The organism is Mycobacterium sp. NPDC049093 (genome assembly GCF_040704635.1).
GTDB lineage: Bacteria > Actinomycetota > Actinomycetes > Mycobacteriales > Mycobacteriaceae > Mycobacterium.
This window is the reverse complement of the sequence record NZ_JBEZJS010000002.1, coordinates 1,015,028-1,039,183: the sequence shown is the minus strand read 5'-3', so window position 1 is coordinate 1,039,183 and position 24,156 is coordinate 1,015,028. Positions and strand designations below refer to the sequence as shown.

The window sequence follows — 24,156 nt, the reverse complement described above, 5'->3', positions numbered from 1 at the left end:
ACCCAGGCTTGGTTAGCATGCACTGGTGGCAACCACAGAGAGCGGCGCCAAACACGTCGGCTGGCCGTCGAGGCTGACAAAGGCCCGGCTGCATTTCGTTTCCGGCAAGGGCGGCACCGGCAAGTCCACCGTCGCAGCGGCACTGGCGCTGGCCCTGGCGGCCGGCGGCCGCAAGGTACTGCTGGTGGAGGTCGAGGAGCGGCAGGGCATCGCGCAGTTGTTCGACGTGCCACCGCTGCCGTATGAGGAAGTCAAGGTGGCCACGGCCGATGGCGGCGGACAGGTCAACGCGCTCGCGATCGACATCGAGGCCGCGTTCCTGGAGTACCTCGACATGTTCTACAACCTCGGCCTGGCCGGCCGGGCCATGCGCCGCATCGGTGCCATCGAATTCGCGACCACGATCGCGCCCGGTCTGCGTGACGTTCTGCTTACCGGCAAGATCAAGGAAATCGTGACGCGCACCGCCAAGGACGCCAAGGGCAAGCGCGGCGTCTACGACGCCGTGGTGGTGGATTCCCCTCCCACCGGCCGCATTCCGCGGTTCCTGGACGTCACCAAGGCGGTCTCCGACCTCGCCAAGGGCGGGCCCGTGCACTCGCAGGCCGACGGTGTGGTCAAGCTGCTGCACTCCGAACAGACCGCGATCCACCTGGTGACGCTGCTGGAAGCGCTGCCCATCCAGGAGACGCTCGAAGCCATCGACGAGCTCACCGAGATGGGACTGCCGATCGGTAGCGTCATCGTCAACCGCAACATCCCGGCCTACCTGCCTGCCGAGGATCTGGCCAAGGCGGCCGAGGGTGACATCGACGCCGACGCCGTCCGCGCGGGCCTGGAGAAGGCTGGAATCACGTTGGCGGACAACGATTTCGCCGGTCTTCTGACCGAGTCCATCCAGCACGCCACCCGGATCGCCGCACGCGCCGAGAGTGCCGAACTGCTCGATGCCATCGACGTACCCCGCCTTGAGCTGCCGTCGCTGGCCGATGGTGTCGACCTGGGCAGTCTCTATGAACTCGCCGAAGCACTGGAACAGCAGGGGGTCCGATAGTGAGCGCCAAACCGTCCGCCCTTGACATGCACACCATCCTGTCCGACACCGCCAACCGCGTCGTAGTGTGTTGCGGCGCAGGCGGAGTCGGCAAGACCACCACCGCAGCCGCAATGGCGCTGCGGGCCGCGGAGTACGGCCGCACCGTCGTGGTGCTGACCATCGACCCGGCCAAGCGTCTGGCCCAGGCGCTGGGGATCAAGGATCTCGGGAACACCCCGCAGCGGGTTCCGCTGGCCCCGGAGGTCACCGGGGAACTGCACGCGATGATGCTGGACATGCGCCGCACGTTCGACGAGATGGTGGTGCAGTACTCCGGACCGGACCGCGCCGACTCCATTCTGGAGAACCAGTTCTACCAAACCGTGGCGACCTCGCTGGCCGGCACGCAGGAGTACATGGCGATGGAGAAGCTCGGCCAGCTGCTGGCCGAGGACAAGTGGGATCTGGTGGTGGTGGACACCCCGCCGTCGCGCAACGCCCTGGACTTCCTCGATGCCCCGAAGCGGTTGGGCAGCTTCATGGACAGTCGGCTGTGGCGGATGCTGCTGGCGCCGGGACGTGGGATCGGCCGGTTGGTCACCGGCGCGGTCGGGCTGGCGATGAAGGCCCTGTCCACGGTGCTCGGATCGCAAATGCTTTCCGACGCAGCAGGTTTCGTACAGTCACTGGACGCGACCTTCGGCGGGTTCCGCGAGAAGGCCGACCGTACCTATGAATTGCTCAAGCGCCGCGGCACTCAGTTCGTGGTGGTGTCGGCGGCCGAGCCCGACGCACTGCGCGAGGCCTCGTTCTTCGTCGACCGGCTGTCGAACGAGCACATGCCGCTGGCCGGGCTGATCCTCAACCGCACTCATCCCACGCTGTGCGATCTGCATGCCGACAAGGCAGAGGAAGCCGCCGACGAGTTGGCGGCAGAGGGTTCGGACTCACTGGCCGAGGCCGTGCTGCGGATCCACGCCGACCGGGCCCACACCGCCAAGCGCGAGATCCGGTTGCTGTCCCGGTTCACCGGCGCCAACCCGCATGTGGCGATCGTCGGGGTGCCGTCACTACCGTTCGATGTCTCCGATCTCGACGCGCTGCGCGCGATCGCCGATCAGATCACAGGAGAGGCGGCCGAGCCCGCCTGACATCAGGCGGGCGGCGCAGCCGCGGTGTGGTGTGAAGGATTGCGGGTCAGACCGCGCTGCGGTGGTGCTTGCGCTGGGCTGCGAAGAACTCGGCCCAGGAGATGACTTCGGGATGCTGCTTGAGCAGGGCACGCCGCTGCCGCTCGGTCATTCCGCCCCAGACGCCGAACTCCACGCGGTTGTCGAGTGCATCGGCACCGCATTCGAGGATCACCGGGCAGTGGCGACAGATCACCGCGGCCTTGCGTTGCGCGGCACCCCGCACGAACAGCTCGTCCGGGTCGGCTTGACGGCATCGTGCCTGTGAAACCCAGGCGATCCGGGCTTCACCCTCGCCTCGATGGACCAGATTCGTGGCGGGGGCGGAAGCGTTCATCTTGTCTGCGACAGTTCTTGTACCTGACACCAGCGATCCCTTCGTTCCTGTCATCTCCCCAGATGACGGGCGTTGAACCTTCCGGTGTAGAACGCTATTGCGATCTACGCCACATTGCGACAGCCCGTGTTACCTGGATCGCACTGTGTGTCCAAGCTAGGTGGTCAGAGGGTATTTACGCAACAGTTTGTCGCCCACTTTTTTGGGACGGCCGTGCCGTCTGACCGGGGTCGGTGTGCACTGAGGTGTTTCTGCAGGCAAGCGCGATATGCCCGCGGGGCCCGCTCACAGGCAGCGCCGCTCGGCGACCTGGCTACTCTGTACCCATGCCGGAGCCGCCGACACGACCGCCCGCGCAGCCACCCCAAGCGGTCACCATCATCAAACTCGCCTGGTGCGTCCTGCTCGCGAGTGTGCTGGTGGCCACCTTCATGTTCCCGTTGGTGGGTGGATTCGGCCTGATGTCGAACCGGGCTTCCGACGTGGTGGCCAACGGATCGGCCGCCCTCGTCGACGGTGAGGTTCCGCAGGTCTCGACCATGGTTGATGCCAAGGGCAACACCATCGCGTGGCTGTATTCACAGCGGCGCTTCGAGGTGCCGAGCGATCAGATCGCCAACACCATGAAGCTCGCGCTGGTCTCCATCGAGGACAAGCGGTTCGCCGAACACAACGGTGTGGACTGGCAGGGCACCCTGACCGGTCTGACCGGATATATGCGCGGTGATTCCGACACCCGCGGCGGTTCGACCATCGAGCAGCAGTACGTGAAGAACTACCAGCTGCTCGTCATCGCCCAGACCGACGCCGAGCGCCGCGCCGCTATCGAGACCACGCCAGCTCGCAAACTGCGTGAGATCCGGATGGCCTTGACGCTGGACAAGACCTTCACCAAGCCCGAGATACTGACGCGGTATCTGAACCTGGTCTCGTTCGGCAACGGTGCGTTCGGCGTTCAGGACGCCGCGCAGACCTATTTCGGCGTCAACGCCTCCGAGCTGAACTGGCAGCAGGCCGCGCTGCTGGCCGGCATGGTGCAGTCCACCAGCGCGCTGAACCCGTACACCAACCCTGACGGCGCCCTGGCCCGGCGGAACCTGGTGCTGGACACCATGATCGACAACATCCCGCAGGAGGCCGACGCACTGCGGGCCGCCAAGCAGCAGCCGTTGGGCATCCTGCCGCAGCCCAACGAACTGCCCCGTGGCTGCATCGCGGCCGGTGACCGGGCGTTCTTCTGCGATTACGCGCTGGAATACCTGGCCCGCGCCGGGCTGTCCAAGGAGCAGGTGGCCAAGGGCGGTTACCTGATCAAGACCACGCTGGATCCCGATGTGCAGGGCTCGGTGAAGTCGGCGATCGACAGCATCGCCCGCCCGGACGCACCCGGCATCGCCAGCGTGATGAGCGTGGTCAAGCCGGGCAAGGAATCCCACCCGGTCCTGGCGATGGGCAGCAACCGCACCTACGGTCTGAACACCGATGCCGGCGAGACCATGCAACCGCAGCCGTTCTCGCTCGTCGGCGACGGCGCCGGATCGATCTTCAAGATCTTCACCACGGCCGCGGCCATGGACATGGGGATGGGCATCAACACCCAGCTGGCGGTGCCCGGGTTCTTCCAGGCCAAGGGACTCGGCAGCAGTGACACCCCGGGGTGCCCGAAGGAAACCTGGTGCGTGAAGAACGCCGGCGGCTACCGGGGTTCGATGAGCGTCACCGATGCGCTGGCCACCTCTCCGAACACCGCGTTCGCCAAGCTGATCTCGCAGATCGGTGTGCAGCGGTCGGTCGACATGGCGGTCAAGCTGGGGCTGCGGTCCTACGCGTTGCCCGGCACCGCCCGCGACTACGACCCGGACAGCAACGAAAGCCTGGCCGACTTCGTCAAGCGCCAGAACATCGGTTCGTTCACGCTGGGCCCCATCGAGGTCAACGCGCTCGAGTTGTCGAATGTGGCGGCCACCCTGGCCTCCGGCGGCACCTGGTGCCCGCCCAATCCGATCGGCCAGGTGCTCGACCGCCACGGTCAGGAGGTGTCGGTGACCACCGAGACCTGCGATCAGGCGGTGCCCGAGGGTCTGGCCAACACCCTGGCCAATGCGATGAGCAAGGACGATCAGGCCGGAGGCACCGCCTCCGGGTCGGCCGGTTCGGTCGGCTGGGACCTGCCGATGTCGGGCAAGACCGGCACCACCGAGGCGCACCGGTCGTCGGGCTTCCTGGGCTTCACCAATCAGTACGCCGCGGCCAACTACATCTACGACGATTCCACCAGCCCCGGCGAGCTGTGCTCGTTCCCGCTGCGCCAGTGCGGCGACGGCAACCTGTTCGGCGGTAACGAACCGGCCCGTACCTGGTTCACGGCGCTGAAGCCGATCGCCAACAACTTCGGCCCGGTCGCCCTGCCGCCGACAGATCCGCGCTACGTCGACGGCGGCCCCGGCTCCGTGGTCCCGACCGTGACCGGACTGGATGAGACGGCCGCGCGCCAGCGGCTCAAGGAATCCGGATTCCAGGTGGCCGACGGCTCCGCCTCGGTCAACAGCAGCTCGCGCGCCGGCACCGTCGTCGGCACCGCGCCCAGCGGCCAGACCATTCCGGGCTCGATCATCACGATCCAGGTCAGTAACGGGATCCCGCCGGCCCCGCCACCGCCCGAGTTCCCGTTCCCACTGCCGGGCGGCCCGCCACCTGAGATCGGCCAGACAGTCGTCGAGATCCCGGGGTTGCCTCCGATCACCGTCCCGGTGCTCGGCCCTCCACCGCCCCCGTGACCATCGGTTCGCAGTAGGCTTGCCTGCATGTCAGTAAAGAAGGCAGCTGCCGTCACCGCCGGTTCGCTGGTTGCCGGGATCGGCTACGCGACCCTCATCGAGCGCAATGCGTTCGTGCTGCGGGAAGCGACCATGCCGGTACTGGCCCCTGGCTCGTCACCCCTTCGGGTGCTGCACCTGTCCGATCTGCACATGCGTCCCAACCAGCGCCGTAAGCAGGCCTGGCTGCGTGATCTGGCACGCCTCGAACCCGATCTGGTGGTCAACACGGGCGACAACCTGGCCCATCCGAAGGCCGTGCCCGCCGTCGTGCAGTCACTGAGCGACCTGCTGTCCGCGCCCGGCCTGTTCGTGTTCGGCAGCAACGACTATTTCGCGCCGCGCCTGAAGAACCCGCTGAACTACCTCACCAACCCGGACCATCGGACGCACGGTGAACCGTTGCCGTGGCAGGACCTGCGCGCGGCGTTCACCGAGCGTGGCTGGCTCGACATGACCCACATCCGTCGGGACGTCGAGGTGGCCGGGCAGCACATCGCGGTGGCCGGCGTCGACGATCCGCACCTCAAGCGCGACCGCTACGACACCATCGCCGGCCGGGCCAACGGCGCGGCGAACCTGACGTTGGGGCTCACGCACTCCCCCGAACCGCGAGTGTTGGACCGCTTCGCCGCCGACGGCTATCAGCTGGTACTGGCCGGGCACACCCATGGCGGGCAGCTGTGCCTCCCGTTCTACGGGGCCATCGTGACCAACTGCGAGCTCGACCGGTCGCGGGCCAAGGGCGCCTCGAAGTGGGGTTCCCACATGCAGTTGCACGTGTCCGCGGGTATCGGCACGTCGCCGTTCGCGCCGGCGCGGTTCTGCTGCCGCCCCGAGGCCACCCTGCTGACGCTCGTCGCAGCGCCGACCGGCGGCGGCCACGTCGGGATCAGGGCCGGGCAATCCAGCCCGGCCGTCTCGGCCCGGTGAGCCAACCGGGCTGCACCGCGTCGCGTCCTCGGCCACGCCGGTGGGTCGACAATGCGGTGCGGCTGATCGAGGCCGATTCGAAACGCAGCGCCGACACCCATCTGTTGCGTTATCCGCTGCCGACCAAGTGGCGCGACGAGATCGACGTCGCGTTGTACCTCAAGGACGAGTCCACCCACATCACCGGCAGCCTCAAGCACCGGCTGGCCCGCTCCCTGTTCCTGTACGGCTTGTGCAACGGCTGGATCGGCGAGGGCACCACGATCATCGAGGCGTCCTCGGGGTCGACGGCGGTGTCCGAGGCCTACTTCGCCGCACTGCTCGGCCTGCCGTTCATCGCGGTGATGACCGAGTCGACCAGTGCCTCCAAGATCGCGCTGATCGAAGCCCAAGGCGGCCGTTGCCATTTCGTCGCCGAGTCGTCGCAGGTGTATGCCGAGGCCCAGCGGTTGGCCGAGGAGACCGGCGGGCACTACCTGGACCAGTTCACCAACGCCGAACGGGCCACCGACTGGCGTGGCAACAACAACATCGCCGAGTCGATCTACGAGCAGATGCGTCTGGAACCGCACCCGGTTCCGGAGTGGATCGTGGTAGGCGCCGGCACCGGTGGCACCAGTGCGACCATCGGCCGCTACATCCGCTACCGCAGGCACGCCACGCAGTTGTGTGTCGTCGACCCGGAGAACTCCGCGTTCTTCCCCGGCTACGCGCAGGGCCGTGACGACGTCGTCACGGGCGCATCGTCGCGCATCGAGGGCATCGGCAGGCCGCGGGTCGAGCCGTCGTTCCTGCCGGGGGTGGTCGATCAGATGATCACCGTCCCCGATTGCGGGTCGGTGGCCGCGGCGCATCACGCCAGTCGAGTCCTGGGCCGCCGCGTCGGCCCGTCGACCGGGACCAACCTGTGGGGCGCGTTCCAGCTATTGGCAGAGATGATCGCGCACGGCCGCAGCGGGTCGGTGGTGACGCTGCTGGCCGACAGCGGTGACCGCTACGCGGATACCTACTTCGATGCCGACTGGCTCAGCGCCCAGGGGCTGGAGCTGTCGGAGTCGGCGGAGGTGCTGTCGGAGTTCGAGCGTTCGGGCAGCTGGTCCTGATCCGTCTCGGCCGTCAAGAACAGCCAAAACGCTGCCAGCGCGAAGAACCCCAGGTAAATGGTGGCGCCCAGGACGGTCATGAGTACTCCAGTCGATTCGGATGTCGTCAGTGGGTAGAACACCGCCGACACCCTCATTGCTTCCCGTCGCTTCCCGGCGCCGGTCGCCGTTGCGTCCCGTTGCCGATTTCCACACCAGGGCTGTGGTCCGCGCCGGCGCACCGCCCAGAGGTAGAAACCGGCGCAGAGGTGGCCGTTTGGCGTCCGAGGTACCCGGTGCGATACGCTGTCGGAGCTTCACACGGGGTGTGGCGCAGCTTGGTAGCGTGCTTCGTTCGGGACGAAGAGGTCGTGGGTTCGAATCCCGCCACCCCGACTCGTGTGATCAAGGCCCAGACCAGAGAAATCCGGTCTGGGCCTTTTCGATTCCGGTCGACAGCTTGCCTATCCCGGTAGTCCTTGTTCTTCCGGCGGCAGTGGAGCAGGTCCCTTGATTCCCGGAGTAGCCATGGGGATCTCGGGTGCCTGCGCGGGGTTGGACGGCGCGATGGTTACCCCGGTCTGCATCGGAGATGCCGGCTCGGACCCGAGAAGCGAGGCGGGATGACTCTGCAGGCCTCCGACGACCCCGAACACACTCAGCGCAACAACAGCGCATCCACCAATCACGGTCGAGAACTTGATGCCGAAATTACTCATATCGAACCAATCCATTGAAAACATAGAACTTCTATGCAATGGAAAACGTTGCGGCCCCGGCATCTATTCCCAATTCGGGCCTATCGCCGACGCGTCAGGCGCCGTCACTCATGTTGATGGCCTTTCTTGCCGTGGCCCCTGCCATTCCCGTTGCCGTTGCCGTTACCATTCCGCTGGTCTTGACCGTTCCCGTTCCAGTTGCCCCACTCCCCTTCGTCCTCGGGCAGCGTCGGGGTGACGGTCGGGATGCTTGGCGCGGCAGGCACGATCGGCTCGACAGTGGTGGTCACCGGCGTCACGGCCGGCGCGCGCTGCGGCGGCGGATCGGCGATCAACAGGATGACCCCGAGGATGCCGGCCACCGCAACGGCCAGTCCGGCGAGCACCATCCGGACGCGCGACCGCCGGGTCGGCAGCGGGGCAGGCAGCATCAGGGTCGCGGGAGGAGCGGTCGGGGCGGCGTGCAATGCCGCCCGCATCTCGGCGGCGTCGGCGAAGCGGTAGGCCGGGTCCCGCGCCATCGCGCGCTCCAGCACGTGAATCAGAGCGGGGTCGACGTCGGGGCGCAGCATGCCGATCGGCATCGGGGCTTCGTCGACGACGGCGCGCATGGTGGCGATCGGATGGTCCCGGGCGAAGGGCCGCCGTCCGGTCAGCGCCTCGTAACCGAGGACACCGACGGCGTACAGATCGTCCGACACCGTCGCCGGCTGGCCCGTAATCCGTTGCGCGCTGAGGTAATCCGGCGTGCCGAACACGGTTCCGACGTGCGTGTGGGCGGTTCCGGCCGTCTTGGCGATACCGAAGTCGGCAAGCTTGGCGGTGCCCGAGCTGGTGATCAGGACGTTGCCAGGTTTGATGTCGCGGTGCAGGATGCCCGCGCCGTGGGCGGCGGTCAGCGCACCCAGCAGGTCGGCCAGCACCCAGCGCACCCGGTCGGCGGACAGCGGTCCGGCCGCGATCTCCTCGGCCAGGGTCGGCCCGGGCAGCCGTTCCATCACGATGTAGGGCGTCCCGTGGTCTTCACCGCTGTCGTGGACCGCGACGATATTGGGATGGTTCAGCGCGGCGGCGGCGCGCGCTTCGTCCTCGAATCGCCGACGCGTCACCTCGTCGGCGGCCAGCGCCGGATAGAGCAGTTTGATCGCGACCGGGCGCGACAGCCGGGTGTCCCAGCCATCGCGCACCTCGGCCATGCCGCCTCGGCCGAGCACGCCACGTAGCTCGTAGCGGCCGGCGAGCGCCGCCGTCATAGATCTCCCCTCCGCCGTGCGCTTGGCTCCAAGTATCCCGGAATGCTGTTCTGCGGCATGCTGGCACCATGCCCAGGTTCAGGTTGGAACCCGCCGACGCCGCCTTCTTCAGCACGGCGCCGCACATCTTCACCTATCAGAAGCGGTTCGCCGCATCGCCCGAGAAGGTGTGGGAGTCGCTGGTCTCCGATGAGTCCCTGGCTGCCTGGGGACCGTCGGTCAACAAAGTCGAGTGGCTGGCGCCGCGGCCGTTCGGCGTCGGGACCTCTCGCGAGGTGACGCTGGCACCTGGAGTGGTCCGGGTGCACGAGACGTTCTTCCGGTGGGAGGAGGGCCGGCGGTACTCGTTCACCGTCGACCACGCCAACATTCCGTCACTGCGCCGGTTCGCCGAGGACTACCTGGTCGAACCCGCAGGCGACGGAGAAACGCAGTTCACCTGGATCGTGGCGATCGAGCCGAAGCCGTTGTTCGCGATCCCGTTCAAGGGCCTGGCGCCGGTGGTCAAAGCAGCGTTCGGGCGCCTGGCCTCCGACGGCCAGCGCCATTTCGCCCGAGTGTGACCGAGGTCCCAACCAAGCAGTTGATAGCGTCGGCCGATGGCCGCGCTGAGCTGGATCGCCGAACTGCTGCAGTTCGATCGCGATGGTGATGGCTTCTGCATTCGGGAACCGCGCAGAGGGGCGACCGAGCGGCTGTTCGGCGGGCTGATCGCCGCCCAATCACTGGGCGTGGCCGGAGCCACGGTCGACGGCGGTAAGCGTCCGCAATCGCTGCACGCCTACTTTGTCCGCGGCGGCCGCTACGACGCCGACGTCGAGTTCCACGTCGACCGCACCCGCGACGGACGCGCGTTCGCGACCCGGCACGTCACCGCCAGCCAGGACGGCAAGGTGATCCTGGAGATGCTGGCGTCGTTCCATCAACCCGAGCCCGGTCTGGATTGGTCCCCCGACGCCCCGCCCACCCTCGAGTTCGACGCAGCGGCCCCCAAGCTCGACGTCATGGACTTCGGCGACAAGTTCGACCTACGGACCATGCCCGACGACACGTCGGAGTTCGCGGTGTCGCCGTTCTGGATCCGCAGCCAGGTCGAGATCGAGGACGATCCGCTGATCCGGGCCTGCACCCTGGCCTTCATGTCCGATCTCGGTCCGGTCCCCTCGGCGCTACCGCCGATGGTCCCGCTTCGCGCCGACCTTGGCTTCGCCGCCAGCCTGGACCACTCGATCTGGTTCCATCGCCCGTTCTTGCCCTGCGGCTGGCACCGATATGAGTTGCAGTCGGCGAACCACAACGATTCCCGTGGCCTGGCCCGCGGCTCGCTGTACGACGCGGCCGGCGCACTGATCGCCAGCGTCAGCCAGGAAGCGCTCTGGCGGATTCCGGTCTAGCTCCACGTTTGTCACCGCCGCATGGCGGGCAACCGGTGGCATGAAGATCTCCGATGTCGCGTCCTGGCCGGTCGAGATCGGTGCCGCGATGCGGCACCGACGGCTGTTCCACCCGAACGGTGTGCTGGCGCGGGGTCATCTGGAGCGCACCGCACCCGCAGGCCGGGGCCTGCCGCTCTACTCGTGCGATGTGGTGGGCAGGCTGTCAAAAGGGATCGGGACCCCGGATTCGGTGCCGGACATCGCCGGCCTGGCGTGGCGGATGCCACCGCAGCTGTCGGGCACACCGTGGGATGTGCTGTTGGCCTCCACACTGGCCGGCAATCGATTTGTCCTGTGGCCGGCCAATTCCTGGGCAGGGATCACGTTCTCGAGTGTGATGCCGTTGAGATTCGAGGGCGCGCTGTGGTGGCTGCGAGCCCGTCTCACCACCGACTTCGATGGCGCCGGGCTTTCGCTCGGCAGCGTGGACCAGCAATTGGAACGCGGTGGGGTTGAGTTCGACATCGAGCAGTCCCCCGCCGCCGGCGAATTCGAGCCCGTCGCCCGACTGTCACTGTGCGAGAAGCTGCCCCACGGCCGTGACGTGTCGTTCGATCCTGCTTTGCACGAGGCCGACGGGGTTCGCCTTGTACCCACGTGGCTGGCCGACATCCGCCGCAGCGCATATCACAGCAGTCGCGTCGGGCGCGATGCTGAGTAGCGTTCAGTCGGGCGGTTCGTGCGTCGTGCTCTCGCTGGTGTCGACGTCCGGCGTGTCCTCCGGAACGTCCTTTGCCCGGGCGGGCTTGTCGCCCGCAGCACCGTTCTTCTCGCGGTGCTCTTCGTCGTAGATCCCTTTACCGGTTGGCATGCGCTTGAGATACCCGTCGTCGTGGGTTTCAACGCATCGCCGACAGCTACAGCCGCGCCTTGACCGCCGCTGACAACCGCGCGCCGTCGGCCTTGCCCGCGGCAATTGCCGTCGCGGCCTTCATCACCTGACCCATCTGGCGCATACCGGGCCGTTCCCCGGTCTGCTCGGCGACCTGTGCGATGGCGGTGTCGGCGACGTCGGCCAGTTCGGCGTCGGTCAACGGGGTGGGCAGGTACTCGTCGATCACCCGGGCCTCTGCATGCTCGTTGGCTGCCAACTCGCCCCGGCCGTTCTGGGTGTAGATCTCGGCGGCCTCGCCGCGCTTCTTCGATTCGCGGGCCAGCACCGCGATCACCTCGGCGTCGGACAGTTCCCGGGCCTGCTTACCCGAGACCTCTTCGCTCTGGATCGCCGCCAGCATCATGCGCAGGGTAGCGGTGCGCAGCTTGTCCTGCGACTTCATCGCGCCGGTCAGATCCGCGCGCAGCTTGTCCTTGAGCTCGGCCATAGCGTCAACCTAGCCGCGATCAGTCGTCGCCCGCCACGAATTTCGCGTCGACCGCGACCGAGACCTCGATATCGGCGGGTGCGAACTCGATTTCAGGCGCCGCGCCGCCGCGCACTGCCATGGCACGCATCATCGGCGGGGACGACGAATCGTCGGGCGGCCGGCACACCATCCCGGCGTCCCCGATCGCCACCGGCCGCACCGGACCGAGGGCCAGTGCATCGGAATAGCGCTGGGCCTTGGTGACGGCGTCCTGCACGGCCCGGGTCTGGACCTGGGTGACGAGCTCCTCGCGATGTTCGGCGGTCAGCGCCCATTCGATCCGCGACAACGAAAAGCCGCCGGTGTCGGTGACATGGCCGCCGACCCATCGCGACAGTGCAGTGAAATCGCTGAACTTGACCTGGATGTCGACACTTGCGTGGTGCACGAGCGGCAGTTGCTTGCCCTCGTTGTTCCAGGGTCGGTTGGCCCAGGTGCGCACCTGACCGGTGGACCACCAGGTGACCGGCCCGGTGTCGGGCTTGTGCAGCGGGGTGATCGAGGATTTCACCGTGTCCAGGTCGCGCACTACGCGCTCGTACGCCGGTTCGATCGCCGGGCCCTCGTAACCGAGCGTGGCATGGACCGTCGCACGTTCCGGCTGCCGAAATGCGGAAAAAGACCCACGCACGATGATCTCGGTCGGCATGGGTCCACCGTAGTTGCTGACGGGAACTACGGTGAGAGGATGACGAGCGGTCGGCCATATGCGGGGAGTGTCATCCCGCTTCGCCCGTTGAGCCTGACCGACATCTTCAACGGCTCCCTCGCCTACGTGCGCACCAATCCGAAGGCGACGCTGGGTCTTGCCACCGTGGTCGTTCTCGCATCGCAGATCGTCACGCTCGCGCTGCAGATCGGGCCGCTGTCCGCACTCGGCGAATTCGACCCCGCACTGCAGGGCGAGACCCCGTCGTCCGGGACCATCGCGGTGTTCGCGATCGGGGCGTTCGTCGGAATCGTCGTCACGACGCTGGCCTCGCTTCTGCTCAGCGGCATGCTCACGGTGGTGATCGGCCGCTCGGTGTTCGGCGGCAGTATCACCATCGGCGAGGCCTGGCGTCGGCTGCGCGGACGGTTACCGGCGCTGATCGGGTTGACCGTGTTGCAGGCGCTGGCCCTGGTCGTGATCGTCGGCATCGTCGCGGTCGTGATCGTCGGAGCCGGTGCGCTCGGCGGCGGGTTGGCCGCGTTCGCCATCGGTATGCCGCTCGTACTGCTCACGTTGCTCGGTGTGCTCTACGTGTCGACGGTTCTGCTGTTCGCCCCCGCGGTGATCGTGCTGGAGCACCTTGGCATCGTCGATGCGGTCAAGCGGTCATTCACGTTGGTGAACAAGGACTTCTGGCGGGTGTTCGGCATCTGGGTCCTGGCCACCATCGTGGCCGCGGTGATGGCCTGGGGGGTGGGTGCGCCGTTCAACGTGGCGGGACAGATCATGACGATGGTCGCCGAAGGACCGACGGTGCCTGGACTGATCCTCACTGCCGTCGGTGGAGCGATCGGGCAGATCGTCACCGCACCGTTCAGCGCGGGCGTGGTGGTGTTGCTCTACGCCGACCGGAGGTTCCGCGCCGAGGCCTTCGACCTGATGCTGCAGACGGGCGCGGGTGCACCGGTGGAAACTACCGACCAACTATGGCTGCCGCGGTACGTCTGAGGTGACGGGCATCGACATCGACCGTGACGCTGCGCATGACGCCGCGCAGAACGAGCTGACCAAACCGATCTATCCCAGGGCTTCACCGACCGATCAGATCGGCGACTGGATCAACGATCTGCTGTACCGGATCACCGCGGCAGGCTCGACGATCCCCGGTGGCTGGTTCACCATCTCGGTGCTGGCCATCCTGCTCGTGGTGGCCGTCGTGGTGGCGGTGCGGATCGCACGGCGCACCTTGCGTACTGCGCGCAGCGGTGACCACGCCCTGTTCGGCAGTCAGGAGCTCAGCGCCGCACAGCACCGTTCGATCGCTGAACAATATGCCGCACAGGGTGATTGGTCGGCCGCGATTCGTCACCGGGTCCGTGCGCTGGCCCGCCATCTTGAGGAAACCGGGGTGCTCGACGCAGTCCCGGGCCGTACCGCGACCGAACTCGCCCGCGACGCCGCGACGGCACTGCCGGCCCTGTCGACCGGACTGTTCAGCGCGGCAAGCACATTCAACGACGTCACCTACGGCGAGCAACCGGGTACCGAGGCGGCCTACCGGGAGATCGCGGCGCTCGACGAGGCCGGGGTGCCATGAGCGCCGATTCGATCAGACACCGATTCCGCACGGCACGCTGGGTACTGCTGGCACTCGCCGTGATCGTCGCAGTTTCCGTTGTGACGGTGTACCTGACCGCACCGCGCCCGGGTGGCGCGCTGGATCCCGAGTCGACGTCGCCCGAGGGAACGCACGCGTTGGTCAGTCTGCTGCGCGACCACGGTGTCGAGGTGATCACCGCGACCGATGTCGGCCAGGTGCAGCAGGCCGCCCGGCCCGGCACCCTGCTGGTGGTGGCGCAGACGATGTTTCTGTCCAGCGACAAGACCGTCGACCGGCTCGCCGGCGCCCCCGGCGACCTCCTGTTGGTCGCACCGTCCGGACTCGTCCGCGAGAAGCTGGCGCCGCAGATCCGGCTCGACAAGCCGACGGAGTTCGGCGGTGACGAGCCGGATTGCCAACTGCCCGAGGCAAACCGCGCCGGAACCGCACAGCTGGGCACAACCGATACCTATACCGCGGCCGACGGTACGGCGTTGACGTCGTGCTACGACGGCGCGGTGGTCCGCTACCGCGACGGGGCGCGCACCGTCACGGTCGTCGGCACCGGCTCCTTCATGACCAACGCCCGCCTGCTCAAGGAGGGCAACGCGGCACTGGCGATGAATCTGGCCGGCGCCGCACCGCGGGTTATCTGGTATGCACCACAGCATTTCGAGGCCGAGTCGACCGGGGACGGCACGCTGTCGAACCTGATGCCGCCGCAGATCCGGTGGATCGTCCTGCAGCTGTGCCTGGTGGTGGCTCTGCTCGCGGCGGCGCAGGCGCGGCGTCTCGGCCCGCTGGTCGCCGAATCCCTACCCGTGGTGGTCCGCGCGTCGGAGACCGTCGAGGGGCGTGGCCGCCTGTACCGCTCCCGCCGGGCCCGCGACCGGGCCGCCGATGCCCTGCGCGCCGCCGCGTTGGGCCGGATGCTGCCCCGACTCGGCCTGAACTCCTCGGCGCCACCACAGGCGGTGGCCGCCGCTGTCGCCGCGCGGTGCGGCACCGCATCGAACTCGGCCGGGCACATCCTGTTCGGCCCACCGCCTGCGACCGACGCCGACCTCGTCCACCTCGCACACCAACTCGACGACATCGAAAGGCAGGTCGCGCAGTCGTGACTCAGCCCCACCCAGAGAATGCCGGCTCCGATTCGGCCCGTGACGCCCTGCTGGCCCTGCGCAACGAGATCGCCAAGGTGGTGGTCGGTCAGGATGCGGTGATCAGCGGACTGGTGGTCGCGCTGCTGTGTCGCGGGCACGTCCTGCTCGAAGGCGTGCCGGGGGTGGCCAAGACCCTGCTGGTGCGCACCCTGGCGGCGGCCCTGCAGTTGGAGTTCAAGCGCGTGCAATTCACGCCGGACCTGATGCCCGGCGACGTCACCGGCTCGCTGGTGTACGACGCGCGCACCGCCGAGTTCGAATTCCGCGCCGGCCCCGTATTCACCAACCTGCTGCTGGCCGATGAGATCAACCGGACGCCACCGAAAACCCAGGCGGCACTTCTGGAAGCCATGGAGGAGCGTCAGGTCAGTGTCGACGGCACCCCTCGGCCGCTGCCCGACCCGTTCATCGTGGCAGCCACCCAGAACCCGATCGAGTACGAGGGCACGTATCAGCTGCCCGAGGCTCAGTTGGACCGCTTCCTGCTCAAGCTCACCGTGCCGCTGCCGCCGCGGGATCAGGAGATCGCGATCCTGAGCCGGCATGCGCAGGGCTTCGACCCGCGTGACCTGTCAGCCGTGCAGCCGGTGGCCGGCGCGGCCGAGCTCGCCGCCGGGCGCGACGCGGTGCGTCGGGTCCTGGCCGGTGACGAGGTGCTCGGCTACATCGTCGACATCGTCGGGGCCACCCGGCATTCCCCGTCCCTGCAGCTCGGTGTGTCACCACGCGGCGCCACGGCGCTGCTGGCCACGTCGCGGTCCTGGGCCTGGCTGTCGGGCCGCAACTATGTGACTCCCGACGACGTCAAGGCGATGGCCCGCTCGACGCTGCGCCACCGGGTGGCGCTGCGCCCCGAGGCCGAGCTGGAGGGCGCCACCCCTGATGGAGTGCTGGACGGCATCCTGGCCGCCGTCCCGGTGCCGCGCTGATGGTTCTCACCGGCCGCGCCGGTCTGGTGGCACTGGTCTGCGTGCTGCCGATCGCGTTGGCCCCTTGGCCGGCAACGGCTTTCGCTGCGCTGGCGGCGCTGCTGGCGGTGGCGGTGGTCGCAGATATCGCACTGGCCGGTCGCATCGGCGGCCTGCAGATCACCCGCAACGGCGAGTCCACCGCACGGCTGGGCCAGAGCGTCGAGGCCGGGCTCACCGTGCACAACACCGGACGGTGGACGGTCCGCGGTGCCATCCGCGACGCCTGGCCGCCCAGCGCGACGGCGCAACCGCGTGCCCACCAGGTGAATATCGATGCGGGACAAAAGATTTCCCTGGCCACCCGATTACACCCGGTACGCCGCGGCGACCAGCGCTGCGAGCTGGTCACGGTGCGGTCGGTCGGGCCACTGGGCCTGGCGGGACGTCAACGCTCGCAGCGGCTGCCCGGACAGGTGCGGGTCCTGCCGCCGTTCCTGTCGCGCAAGCATCTGCCGTCCCGGCTGGCCAGGCTGCGGCAGCTGGACGGTGCGATCCCCGTGCTGATCCGCGGTCAGGGCACCGAATTCGACTCGCTGCGTGAGTATGTGGTCGGCGACGACGTCCGCTCGATCGACTGGCGCGCCACTGCCCGGCGCGCCGACGTCGTGGTGCGTACCTGGCGCCCGGAGCGCGACCGGCGGGTGGTGATCGTGCTCGATACCGGCCGCACCTCGGCGGGCCGGGTCGGGGTGGACCCGACCGCGCTAGATCCGGGCGGGTGGCCGCGACTGGACTGGTCGATGGACGCGGCACTGCTGCTGGCAGCCCTGGCCGCCCGCGCCGGGGATCACGTCGACTTCCTGGCCATCGACCGGGTGGCGCGCGCCGGGGTGTGGGGCGCCTCGCGCACCGAACTGTTGGCCGCGCTGGTCGCGGCGATGGCACCCTTGCAGCCCGCGCTGGTGGAATCCGATGCGACGGCGATGGTTTCGGCGGTGTCGCGCCGGGTGCGGGGCCGGGCTCTGGTGGTGCTGCTGACCGATCTGAACGCCTCGGCGCTCGACGAGGGGTTGATGACGGTGCTGCCGCTCCTGTCGTCGCGCCATCAGGTCCTGCTGGCTGCGGTGTCCGATCCGCGAGTGGACCAGTTGGCGGCGGGTCGGTCCGACGCCGCGCAGGTCTATGACGCCGCGGCCGCCGAACGGGCCCGAAACGACCGCCGGGCCATCGCGTCGCGGCTGCGCGGCCACGGGGTGGACGTGGTCGATGCCGCTCCCGAAGACCTCGCGCCGGCCCTGGCCGACCACTATCTGGCGATGAAGGCTGCGGGCAAGCTCTAGCAGTCCTTCTGGATCGGACGGTGCACACCGGGCAAGCGCTGGTGAAATTGATCGATTGAGAAAGCCTTGCCCTTCAGTATGCATTTCGTACTCTTGGGGGGTACGAAATGCATACTCGGGAGCAGAAATGGCACAGGACCGCAGTACCCCACTGCCTGCAGAACTCGCGCGGGTGCCGATGAAGACAATTCGGCCGCTCGACGCGGCGCACCACTATGCCCACCCGCGCACACAGTTAGCCCGCCTTGCCGAACGTGGTTTGCTGCACCGCTTGACCGATGGCTACTACGTGGTAGTGCCGCAGGACATGGTGGGAAACAGCTGGATGCCGGGCTTGGAAACCGCCGCGGCGGGCATCGCTTCGGCAATCTATGGCCCGGGCAGCATCGTCGTCATGGGAGTCAGCGCCGCGCGACTGCACGGAGTAATTCCGCGCGCACTGGCCACCGCGACTATCGCCGTCCCTGACCAGCACCGCCCCATCGCGCTGTCTGACCGTCCAGCAGCCGTCCGGTTCATCAAGCGAGACACCAAGAGATTGGACGCCGAACGTTACGACACCGAGCTCGGCCCGACGCTGGTGACTACACCCGAGCAGACGATCCTGGACCTTGCCAATCGTCCCAAACTTGGTGACGCCGAGATCGACATTCCGGTCGCCGTCGCAGCGCTCTACGAGCGCAGCGACAAGGACCAACTGCAAGCCCTCGCAACCGAGCAGAAACGCACAGCATCACTGAAGCGGGCGAAAGCCTGGGCACGACAGTGAATACCGACGAAAAAGCCGCGGTCGCCGAGCAATTCGGCGTCGCGACCGAACAAGTCGAGCGCGACCACCTCATCTCCCACCTCCTTGCCTTCCTCAGCCGGGACTTTGGCGACCGAATCCACTTCATCGGTGGAACCGCGCTCGCCCGAACGCATCTCTCGAACGGGCGGCTAAGCGAGGACATCGACCTCATCGCGGTCGGCGACCGCAGATCCGTAGCTGCCGGTCTGGACGCCGCCTTGCCCCGCGCGCTCGCCCGCACTCACGGTCGACTCGCCCTTGACCCGGCGCTCAGCAGCGTTCGTGACACGCACCCGGCGATCCTCCGCACCTCAGATGGACTGGCAGTACGGCTACAACTGCTGTCCCCCCGGGACCGAATCGTGTGGCCGACAGAGCGACGATCGCTGGTCCAGCGTTATTCAGATGCCCCCGCCGCCGAGCTGCTGGTGCCCACCCGCCCTGCCTTCGCAGCATCTAAGACCGCGACATGGTTCGACCGCCACGCCTCTCGCGACCTTTGGGATCTCTGGGCGCTCGACCGGATCGGCGCCATCGACGCCGAAGCCGAAAACCTTTACCGGCGCTTTGGCCCGACTAACAATCCGCCGGCCCTACGGGACTTCATGACCGCGCCGACAGAGGCCGACTGGCAAAGCCAACTCGCCGGCCAAACCCGCCTCACGGTCTCGCCCAAAGATGCCCTGACCGCCGTGCATGACGCTTGGGCACAGGTGATCGCGGCGTCGGCGAGCGGGTCAAGGCCCGCATGAACGGAAAATAATCGACGAGTCTGAAAAGAACTGGTGCCCATATCCGTCTGCTCGTCGGAGAAAGTCCCGGGGAGAGTTAGCCCACAGGCAGCACGTCGGGGGCGTCCTCGAGGTCTCCACTCTCGCCAGCCCGGGCGGCCTTGCGGCCGAAATGGAACACGTAGCCCAGGAAGGCGAGTTCGGCGGCCACACCGATGCCGATCCGCATCCAGGTGGGCAACGGCGACGGGGTTACCAATGCCTCGATCAGACCGGATATCAGCAGCACGACGGCCAGCCCGATCGCGGCCGCGACGACGGCCCGGCCCTGTTCGGCCAGTACCTGGGCCCGGGGTCGGTCGCCGGGAGCGATCACCGTCCAGCCCAGCCGCATCCCCACCGCGGCGGCCAGGAACACCGCGGTCAACTCGAGTAGTCCGTGCGGGGTGATCAGGCCCAGGAAGAGATCTCCCTTGTCTGCGCTGAACATCAGCCCGGCGATGACGCCGAGGTTGGCCGCGTTCTGGAACAGCACGTACGGGATGGGCAGGCCGAGCAGGATCGCGAAAGCGATGCACTGCGCGGCCACCCAGGAGTTGTTCACCCAGACCTGCAGAGCGAACGACGCGGCGGGATGCTCGCTGTAATACGACGCGAAGTCGTGGTTCACCAATTCGTCGATCTCGCTGGGGGTTCCGATGGCCGCATGCACATCCGGGTTGCCCGACACCCACAGCGCCAGCGCGACGGTCACGATGAAGAACGCCACCGCCGATCCCAGCCACCAGCGCCAGGCCCGGTAGGCCACCACGGGGAAGGACACGGTCCAGAACCGGACGAACTCGCGCCAGAGCGGAGCGTGCGCACCCGTCACCGCGGCGCGCGCCCGAGCCACCAGCCCAGACAACCGACCGATCAGAACGGAATCCTGCGAGGCCGAACGCACCATCGAAAGGTGCGTCGAGACCCGCTGATAGAGGTCGACGAGTTCGTCCACCTCGGCACCGGTCAACCGTCGGCGTCGTTTTACCAACTGCTCCAACCGGTCCCAGGTGGGGCGATGGGCCACGACGAACGCATCGACATCCACGTGGCAGAGCGTAGTCGGTAGCGTGTGTCGGTATGGTTTGGCAGCCCGCGCCGGTGGTGACCGGGGACGCCGTCGTCCTCGACGTGGCGATCGCCCAGTTGCCGGTGCGCACGCTGGCCGCATTGATCGACATTCTGGTGATCGCCGTCGGCTATGTGGCCGGTCTGGTGTTGTGGTCGATCACGTTGAGCCAGCTCGACGACGCATTGTCGGCGGCCATTCTGATCATCTTCACGGTGCTGACCCTGGTGGGTTATCCGGTGGTGATGGAGACCGCGACCCGCGGCCGCTCGCTGGGCAAGATGGCGTTGGGACTCCGGGTGGTGGCCGAGGACGGCGGCCCGGAACGCTTCCGGCAGGCCCTGTTCCGCGGGCTGGCGGGCTTTGTCGAGATCTGGATGCTCACGGGTGGGCCTGCGGTGATCTCCAGCCTGGTGTCAGCGAAGGGCAAGCGCCTCGGCGACATCTTCGCCGGGACGGTGGTGATCAGTGAGCGCGGGCCCAAATTGAACCCGCCACCGGTCATGCCGCCGGCCTTGGCCTGGTGGGCCGGCTCGCTGGAACTGTCCGGGCTCGGCCCCGAGCAGGCCGAGCTCGCCAGGCAGTTCGTGTCCCGCTCGGCCCAGCTCGACCCGCGGATACGGCAGGAGATGGGCTACCGGATCTTCTCCGAGGTGACCTCCCGCATCTCACCCCCGCCGCCGCCGGGCGCGCCGGTCGAGTACGTGTTGGCCGCAGTGCTGGCCGAACGGCACCGTCGCGCGTTGGTCAGGCTCATGCCCCAGGCGCCGGCTCCGGCGTTCCCAGCGCCGTATCCCCCGCCCTACCCGAACTCTCCTCCACCGCCTCCGACCAGCGGGTTCACCTTACCCAGCTGAGGTGTGGGACATCACTGTCCCATTTTGGCCCGGTCGTGCTACATTTTGATGCATGACCAGTTCGGCGTCGTCGCACAGCGGGCCGCGTGAGCGCACCCGCAAGGCGATTCTCGATGCCGCCATGACGGTCCTGGCCGACAATCCGTCGGCCTCGCTGACCGATATCGCCGCTGCCGCCGACGTCGGTCGCAGCACCGTGCATCGGTACTACCCGGAACGCACCGATCTCCTGCGGGCCCTGGCCCGCCACGTCCACGAGCTCAGCAACGCCGAAATCGACCGCGCGGATCCCACCCACGGTCCGGCGGATGCGGCGCTGCGCCGCGTGGTGGAAAGCCAGCTCGACCTGGGCCCCATCGTGATCTTCGTGTACAGCGAGCCGACGATCCTGGCCGATCCCGAGCTGGCCGCCTACCTCGACACCGGGGACGAGGCGATCGTCGAGGTGCTCAACCGCGCCTCTGTCGACAGGCCCGAATATCCCCCAGGATGGGCCCGGCGGGTGTTCTGGGCCCTGCTCGACGCCGGCTACGAAGCCGCCAAGCAGGACGGCACACCCCGCCACCAAATCGTCGACGCCATCATGACCAGCCTGACCGCGGGCACCATCGATCTCCCGCGCGGCTGAACGAAACTTTCTTGGAGCTCCCCGCATGTCCACCCGCCTCGACGGCTCGCCGTCGAACTCTCGCGACGGCTCGCCGTCGATGACACCGACGCCCAAACGCGCCTGGCTCGCACTCGCCGTACTGGCCCTTCCAGTCATCCTGATCGCGGTCGACAACACCGTGCTCGCGTTCGCCCTTCCGGCGATCGCCGAGGATTTCCGGCCCGCCGCATCCACCCAACTCTGGATCGTCGACGTCTACTCGCTGGTGCTGGCCGCACTACTGGTCGCGATGGGCAGCCTCGGCGACCGGCTGGGCCGGCGTCGAATGCTGCTGATCGGCGCCACCGGTTTCGCGGTGGTGTCGGTGGCGGCCGCCTTCGCGCCGAGCGCGCAGTACCTCGTGCTGGCCCGCGCCGTGCTGGGGGTGTTCGGCGCCATGCTGATGCCCTCGACGCTGTCGTTGATCCGCAACATCTTCACCGAGGCCTCCGCGCGCCGGCTGGCCATCGCGATCTGGGCCTCGTGCTTCACCGCGGGATCCACCCTCGGCCCGATCGTCGGCGGCGCGCTGTTGCAGCATTTCCATTGGGGTTCGGTCTTTTTGGTGGCCGTCCCGATCCTGCTGCCGCTGCTGATCCTCGGCCCCAAGCTGATCCCGGAGTCCCGTGACCCCAATCCGGGCCCGCTGGATCTGACCAGCGTGGCACTGTCCTTCACCGCCATGCTGCCGATCGTGTGGGCGATCAAGACCACGGCGCACGACGGGCTGTCGGTGCTGACCGGACTGGCCTTCGTGGTGGGCATCGCCTCGGGCGCGCTGTTCGTCCTTCGGCAGAAGCGCAGCGCCACCCCGATGCTCGACATCGGGCTGTTCTCCTACGCACCGTTCAGCTCGTCGATCCTGGCGAACTTCCTGTCCATCGTGGGGTTGATCGGCTTCATCTTCTTCATCTCGCAGCACCTGCAGCTGGTGCTCGGCCTCTCCCCGCTGGCGGCCGGCCTGGTGACTCTGCCGGGTGCGGTGGTGTCGATGGTCGCCGGGATCAGCGTGGTCAAGCTGGCGAAACGCTTTGCGCCGCAGACCCTGATGGTCGCCGGACTGGTACTGGTTGCGGCCGGGTTCATCATGATCCTGCTGTTCCGCCACGACCTGTCGGTGGTTGCGGTGATCGTGTCGTTCATCGTGCTCGAGCTCGGCGTCGGCATCTCCCAGACGGTGTCGAACGACACCATCGTCGCCTCGGTACCGGCCGCCAAAGCCGGTGCGGCGTCGGCAGTCTCGGAGACCGCCTACGAGCTGGGCGCGGTGATCGGCACCGCCACGCTCGGTACGATCTTCACGGCGTTCTACCGCAACAACATTGCGCTGCCGGCCGGCTTGAGCCCGGCGCAGGCGGCCGACGCCGGTGAGAGCATCGGCGGCGCCACGTCCGTGGCCGCCGACCTGCCCGCGAATACTGCGGCACAACTGCTCGACTCCGCCCGCACCGCGTTCGATTCCGGGATCGCACCGACAGCGGTCATCGCGGCGATGCTCGCGCTGGCCGCGGCCGGGATCGTCGCCTACGCGTTCCGCAAGCCAGCTCAGCCGAGTTGACGCCCAGTGGCCAGTCATGACACGTGATCCGCGAAATTGCGTGTGCCAACTGGCCACTCGGCCGCACACCAGGCTTCAGCGGTAACGCAGCCCGATCAGCAGCAGGACCGCGCTGATGAATCCGGAGGCGGCGCGCACATGGTTCCACGCGGTCCAGGTGGTGAGGTAGGCCTGCCATTCGGCGGCCGCATCGGCGAGATCGACCTGGTCGAGGTGGTTGTTGAGCGGCACGTTGAACAGCATCGTGACGAGGACCCCGAGGACGCCGAAGATCGCGCCGGCCAGCAGGAACCAACTGCCGGGCCGGCCGATCTGGGCCACCGCGAACACACCGACCACCAGGGCCAGCAGGGCCGAGCCGAGAAGCATCATCAGGAACGGCGCGTTGGTGTTGGCCTCGGCGTTCATGCCGCGCATCGCGGTGATCGCTTCGACCGGACCGGTGCGGTTGAGACCGCGCATCACGAATGTGGAGAATGCGTAGTAGATCCCGCCCGCAGCTGCGCTGGCGATGGCGGCGATTGCGACGAGGACGACGACGGGGCTCATGGTCATGGCTTCAGTCAACGGCGCCGGCAAAAGACGTTCCATGGTTCAGACTCCCGTTTTCATACGTGAGCGTCTCGCC

General features: G+C 67.6%; 26 protein-coding genes and 1 tRNA gene. 19 read left to right on the top strand and 8 right to left on the bottom strand.

What is annotated here, in order from left to right:
* The first annotated feature begins 22 nt into the window (after positions 1-22).
* Both bagA and bagB read left to right on the top strand, forming a co-directional pair.
* Positions 23-1,054, top strand: coding sequence for an ATPase BagA (gene bagA, locus AB0876_RS10485; RefSeq protein WP_491840259.1), 1,032 nt, complete (start codon positions 23-25; stop codon positions 1,052-1,054).
* A gap of 26 nt (positions 1,055-1,080) precedes the next feature.
* The gene (gene bagB / locus AB0876_RS10480; RefSeq protein ID WP_526041943.1) at positions 1,081-2,187 is read left to right on the top strand and encodes an ATPase BagB; all 1,107 of its coding nucleotides are present in this window, start codon (positions 1,081-1,083) and stop codon (positions 2,185-2,187) included.
* A gap of 46 nt (positions 2,188-2,233) precedes the next feature.
* On the opposite strand, the gene AB0876_RS10475 is transcribed toward bagB, so the two are convergent.
* Positions 2,234-2,563: a WhiB family transcriptional regulator gene (locus tag AB0876_RS10475; protein ID WP_019347376.1), complete on the bottom strand. Its 330-nt coding sequence runs from the start codon at positions 2,561-2,563 to the stop codon at positions 2,234-2,236.
* Between the two features lie 326 nt (positions 2,564-2,889).
* Here AB0876_RS10475 and ponA2 point away from each other — a divergent pair, with 326 nt between their 5' ends.
* The 4 genes from ponA2 to AB0876_RS10455 all read left to right on the top strand — a co-directional run bounded on the left by ponA2 (position 2,890) and on the right by AB0876_RS10455 (position 7,790).
* Positions 2,890-5,340 (top strand): transglycosylase/D,D-transpeptidase PonA2, encoded by a 2,451-nt coding sequence (gene ponA2 / locus AB0876_RS10470; RefSeq protein WP_491840241.1) that lies wholly within the window; start codon positions 2,890-2,892, stop codon positions 5,338-5,340.
* 27 nt (positions 5,341-5,367) lie between these two features.
* Positions 5,368-6,312 carry a metallophosphoesterase gene (locus AB0876_RS10465; protein WP_064881207.1) on the top strand — a complete coding sequence of 315 codons (945 nt, stop codon included), beginning with the start codon at positions 5,368-5,370 and terminating at the stop codon, positions 6,310-6,312.
* Positions 6,309-7,415 carry an L-cysteine desulfhydrase Cds1 gene (gene cds1, locus AB0876_RS10460; protein ID WP_491840240.1) on the top strand — a complete coding sequence of 369 codons (1,107 nt, stop codon included), beginning with the start codon at positions 6,309-6,311 and terminating at the stop codon, positions 7,413-7,415. The genes AB0876_RS10465 and cds1 overlap by 4 nt, the downstream gene beginning before the upstream one ends.
* Before the next feature lie 301 nt (positions 7,416-7,716).
* Positions 7,717-7,790 (top strand) — tRNA-Pro (locus AB0876_RS10455).
* A 68-nt stretch (positions 7,791-7,858) separates the two neighbouring features.
* Here the strand turns inward: AB0876_RS10455 and AB0876_RS10450 are convergent.
* On the bottom strand, positions 7,859-8,128 hold the full coding sequence (locus AB0876_RS10450; protein WP_526041906.1) for a hypothetical protein: 270 nt from the start codon (positions 8,126-8,128) through the stop codon (positions 7,859-7,861).
* Between the two features lie 89 nt (positions 8,129-8,217).
* On the bottom strand, positions 8,218-9,366 hold the full coding sequence (locus tag AB0876_RS10445) for a serine/threonine-protein kinase (RefSeq protein ID WP_526041905.1): 1,149 nt from the start codon (positions 9,364-9,366) through the stop codon (positions 8,218-8,220).
* 68 nt (positions 9,367-9,434) lie between these two features.
* Here AB0876_RS10445 and AB0876_RS10440 point away from each other — a divergent pair, with 68 nt between their 5' ends.
* Genes AB0876_RS10440 through AB0876_RS10430 form a run of 3 tightly spaced genes read left to right on the top strand, consistent with a single transcriptional unit; the run spans position 9,435 to position 11,463 of the window.
* A complete protein-coding gene (locus AB0876_RS10440; protein ID WP_526041904.1) occupies positions 9,435-9,929 on the top strand; it encodes an SRPBCC family protein in 495 nt (164 codons plus the stop codon).
* 36 nt (positions 9,930-9,965) lie between these two features.
* Complete coding sequence (locus AB0876_RS10435; RefSeq protein WP_526041903.1) at positions 9,966-10,760, top strand: acyl-CoA thioesterase; 795 nt, start codon at positions 9,966-9,968, stop codon at positions 10,758-10,760.
* A 40-nt stretch (positions 10,761-10,800) separates the two neighbouring features.
* Positions 10,801-11,463, top strand: a complete 663-nt coding sequence (locus tag AB0876_RS10430) for a hypothetical protein (RefSeq protein WP_064888122.1) — start codon at positions 10,801-10,803, stop codon at positions 11,461-11,463.
* Positions 11,464-11,466: 3 nt separating this feature from the next.
* Here the strand turns inward: AB0876_RS10430 and AB0876_RS10425 are convergent, their stop codons facing one another.
* Genes AB0876_RS10425 through AB0876_RS10415 form a run of 3 tightly spaced genes read right to left on the bottom strand, consistent with a single transcriptional unit; the run spans position 11,467 to position 12,815 of the window.
* Positions 11,467-11,613 (bottom strand): hypothetical protein, encoded by a 147-nt coding sequence (locus AB0876_RS10425; RefSeq protein WP_491840235.1) that lies wholly within the window; start codon positions 11,611-11,613, stop codon positions 11,467-11,469.
* A 46-nt stretch (positions 11,614-11,659) separates the two neighbouring features.
* Complete coding sequence (locus tag AB0876_RS10420; RefSeq protein ID WP_064888124.1) at positions 11,660-12,124, bottom strand: GatB/YqeY domain-containing protein; 465 nt, start codon at positions 12,122-12,124, stop codon at positions 11,660-11,662.
* 19 nt (positions 12,125-12,143) lie between these two features.
* Positions 12,144-12,815 carry an SIMPL domain-containing protein gene (locus AB0876_RS10415; protein WP_491840234.1) on the bottom strand — a complete coding sequence of 224 codons (672 nt, stop codon included), beginning with the start codon at positions 12,813-12,815 and terminating at the stop codon, positions 12,144-12,146.
* Between the two features lie 39 nt (positions 12,816-12,854).
* Between AB0876_RS10415 and AB0876_RS10410 the strand changes: the two genes are divergently transcribed.
* The 7 genes from AB0876_RS10410 to AB0876_RS10380 all read left to right on the top strand — a co-directional run bounded on the left by AB0876_RS10410 (position 12,855) and on the right by AB0876_RS10380 (position 19,374).
* Positions 12,855-13,826 (top strand): DUF7847 domain-containing protein, encoded by a 972-nt coding sequence (locus tag AB0876_RS10410; protein ID WP_491840233.1) that lies wholly within the window; start codon positions 12,855-12,857, stop codon positions 13,824-13,826.
* Position 13,827: 1 nt separating this feature from the next.
* Positions 13,828-14,415: a DUF4129 domain-containing protein gene (locus AB0876_RS10405; RefSeq protein ID WP_491840232.1), complete on the top strand. Its 588-nt coding sequence runs from the start codon at positions 13,828-13,830 to the stop codon at positions 14,413-14,415.
* Positions 14,412-15,539: a DUF4350 domain-containing protein gene (locus AB0876_RS10400; protein ID WP_526041902.1), complete on the top strand. Its 1,128-nt coding sequence runs from the start codon at positions 14,412-14,414 to the stop codon at positions 15,537-15,539. The genes AB0876_RS10405 and AB0876_RS10400 overlap by 4 nt, the downstream gene beginning before the upstream one ends.
* Complete coding sequence (locus tag AB0876_RS10395; RefSeq protein ID WP_491840230.1) at positions 15,536-16,510, top strand: AAA family ATPase; 975 nt, start codon at positions 15,536-15,538, stop codon at positions 16,508-16,510. Before AB0876_RS10400 ends, AB0876_RS10395 begins: the two co-directional genes overlap by 4 nt.
* Entirely contained in the window at positions 16,510-17,832 is a 1,323-nt protein-coding gene (locus tag AB0876_RS10390; protein ID WP_526041901.1) for a DUF58 domain-containing protein, read from the top strand. The genes AB0876_RS10395 and AB0876_RS10390 overlap by 1 nt, the downstream gene beginning before the upstream one ends.
* A gap of 127 nt (positions 17,833-17,959) precedes the next feature.
* The gene (locus AB0876_RS10385; RefSeq protein WP_491840228.1) at positions 17,960-18,601 is read left to right on the top strand and encodes a type IV toxin-antitoxin system AbiEi family antitoxin domain-containing protein; all 642 of its coding nucleotides are present in this window, start codon (positions 17,960-17,962) and stop codon (positions 18,599-18,601) included.
* Positions 18,598-19,374: a nucleotidyl transferase AbiEii/AbiGii toxin family protein gene (locus AB0876_RS10380; protein ID WP_526041900.1), complete on the top strand. Its 777-nt coding sequence runs from the start codon at positions 18,598-18,600 to the stop codon at positions 19,372-19,374. The genes AB0876_RS10385 and AB0876_RS10380 overlap by 4 nt, the downstream gene beginning before the upstream one ends.
* Positions 19,375-19,450: 76 nt before the next feature.
* Here the strand turns inward: AB0876_RS10380 and AB0876_RS10375 are convergent, their stop codons facing one another.
* Positions 19,451-20,443 (bottom strand): stage II sporulation protein M, encoded by a 993-nt coding sequence (locus AB0876_RS10375; protein ID WP_526041899.1) that lies wholly within the window; start codon positions 20,441-20,443, stop codon positions 19,451-19,453.
* A 32-nt stretch (positions 20,444-20,475) separates the two neighbouring features.
* Between AB0876_RS10375 and AB0876_RS10370 the strand changes: the two genes are divergently transcribed.
* From AB0876_RS10370 to lfrA, 3 genes are read left to right on the top strand one after another with little or no spacing between them, the layout of a single operon-like run.
* Positions 20,476-21,321, top strand: coding sequence for an RDD family protein (locus AB0876_RS10370; protein ID WP_491840225.1), 846 nt, complete (start codon positions 20,476-20,478; stop codon positions 21,319-21,321).
* Positions 21,322-21,373: 52 nt separating this feature from the next.
* Positions 21,374-21,949: a TetR/AcrR family transcriptional regulator gene (locus tag AB0876_RS10365; protein ID WP_064937263.1), complete on the top strand. Its 576-nt coding sequence runs from the start codon at positions 21,374-21,376 to the stop codon at positions 21,947-21,949.
* 25 nt (positions 21,950-21,974) lie between these two features.
* Positions 21,975-23,528: an efflux MFS transporter LfrA gene (gene lfrA / locus AB0876_RS10360; protein ID WP_526041898.1), complete on the top strand. Its 1,554-nt coding sequence runs from the start codon at positions 21,975-21,977 to the stop codon at positions 23,526-23,528.
* Between the two features lie 75 nt (positions 23,529-23,603).
* Here the strand turns inward: lfrA and AB0876_RS10355 are convergent, their stop codons facing one another.
* Positions 23,604-24,083, bottom strand: a complete 480-nt coding sequence (locus AB0876_RS10355; protein WP_526041897.1) for an anthrone oxygenase family protein — start codon at positions 24,081-24,083, stop codon at positions 23,604-23,606.
* Positions 24,084-24,156 lie beyond the last annotated feature (73 nt).

Coding starts and splice junctions, on each gene's coding strand:
- bagB (WP_526041943.1), top strand. CDS start 1,081: ATGCACACCATCCTGTCCGACACCGCCAACCGCGTCGTAGTGTGTTGC.
- AB0876_RS10475 (WP_019347376.1), bottom strand. CDS start 2,563: ATGAACGCTTCCGCCCCCGCCACGAATCTGGTCCATCGAGGCGAGGGT.
- ponA2 (WP_491840241.1), top strand. CDS start 2,890: ATGCCGGAGCCGCCGACACGACCGCCCGCGCAGCCACCCCAAGCGGTC.
- AB0876_RS10465 (WP_064881207.1), top strand. CDS start 5,368: ATGTCAGTAAAGAAGGCAGCTGCCGTCACCGCCGGTTCGCTGGTTGCC.
- AB0876_RS10450 (WP_526041906.1), bottom strand. CDS start 8,128: ATGGATTGGTTCGATATGAGTAATTTCGGCATCAAGTTCTCGACCGTG.
- AB0876_RS10445 (WP_526041905.1), bottom strand. CDS start 9,366: ATGACGGCGGCGCTCGCCGGCCGCTACGAGCTACGTGGCGTGCTCGGC.
- AB0876_RS10440 (WP_526041904.1), top strand. CDS start 9,435: ATGCCCAGGTTCAGGTTGGAACCCGCCGACGCCGCCTTCTTCAGCACG.
- AB0876_RS10435 (WP_526041903.1), top strand. CDS start 9,966: ATGGCCGCGCTGAGCTGGATCGCCGAACTGCTGCAGTTCGATCGCGAT.
- AB0876_RS10430 (WP_064888122.1), top strand. CDS start 10,801: ATGAAGATCTCCGATGTCGCGTCCTGGCCGGTCGAGATCGGTGCCGCG.
- AB0876_RS10425 (WP_491840235.1), bottom strand. CDS start 11,613: ATGCCAACCGGTAAAGGGATCTACGACGAAGAGCACCGCGAGAAGAAC.
- AB0876_RS10420 (WP_064888124.1), bottom strand. CDS start 12,124: ATGGCCGAGCTCAAGGACAAGCTGCGCGCGGATCTGACCGGCGCGATG.
- AB0876_RS10415 (WP_491840234.1), bottom strand. CDS start 12,815: ATGCCGACCGAGATCATCGTGCGTGGGTCTTTTTCCGCATTTCGGCAG.
- AB0876_RS10410 (WP_491840233.1), top strand. CDS start 12,855: ATGACGAGCGGTCGGCCATATGCGGGGAGTGTCATCCCGCTTCGCCCG.
- AB0876_RS10400 (WP_526041902.1), top strand. CDS start 14,412: ATGAGCGCCGATTCGATCAGACACCGATTCCGCACGGCACGCTGGGTA.
- AB0876_RS10390 (WP_526041901.1), top strand. CDS start 16,510: ATGGTTCTCACCGGCCGCGCCGGTCTGGTGGCACTGGTCTGCGTGCTG.
- AB0876_RS10385 (WP_491840228.1), top strand. CDS start 17,960: ATGGCACAGGACCGCAGTACCCCACTGCCTGCAGAACTCGCGCGGGTG.
- AB0876_RS10370 (WP_491840225.1), top strand. CDS start 20,476: ATGGTTTGGCAGCCCGCGCCGGTGGTGACCGGGGACGCCGTCGTCCTC.
- AB0876_RS10365 (WP_064937263.1), top strand. CDS start 21,374: ATGACCAGTTCGGCGTCGTCGCACAGCGGGCCGCGTGAGCGCACCCGC.
- lfrA (WP_526041898.1), top strand. CDS start 21,975: ATGTCCACCCGCCTCGACGGCTCGCCGTCGAACTCTCGCGACGGCTCG.
- AB0876_RS10355 (WP_526041897.1), bottom strand. CDS start 24,083: ATGACCATGAGCCCCGTCGTCGTCCTCGTCGCAATCGCCGCCATCGCC.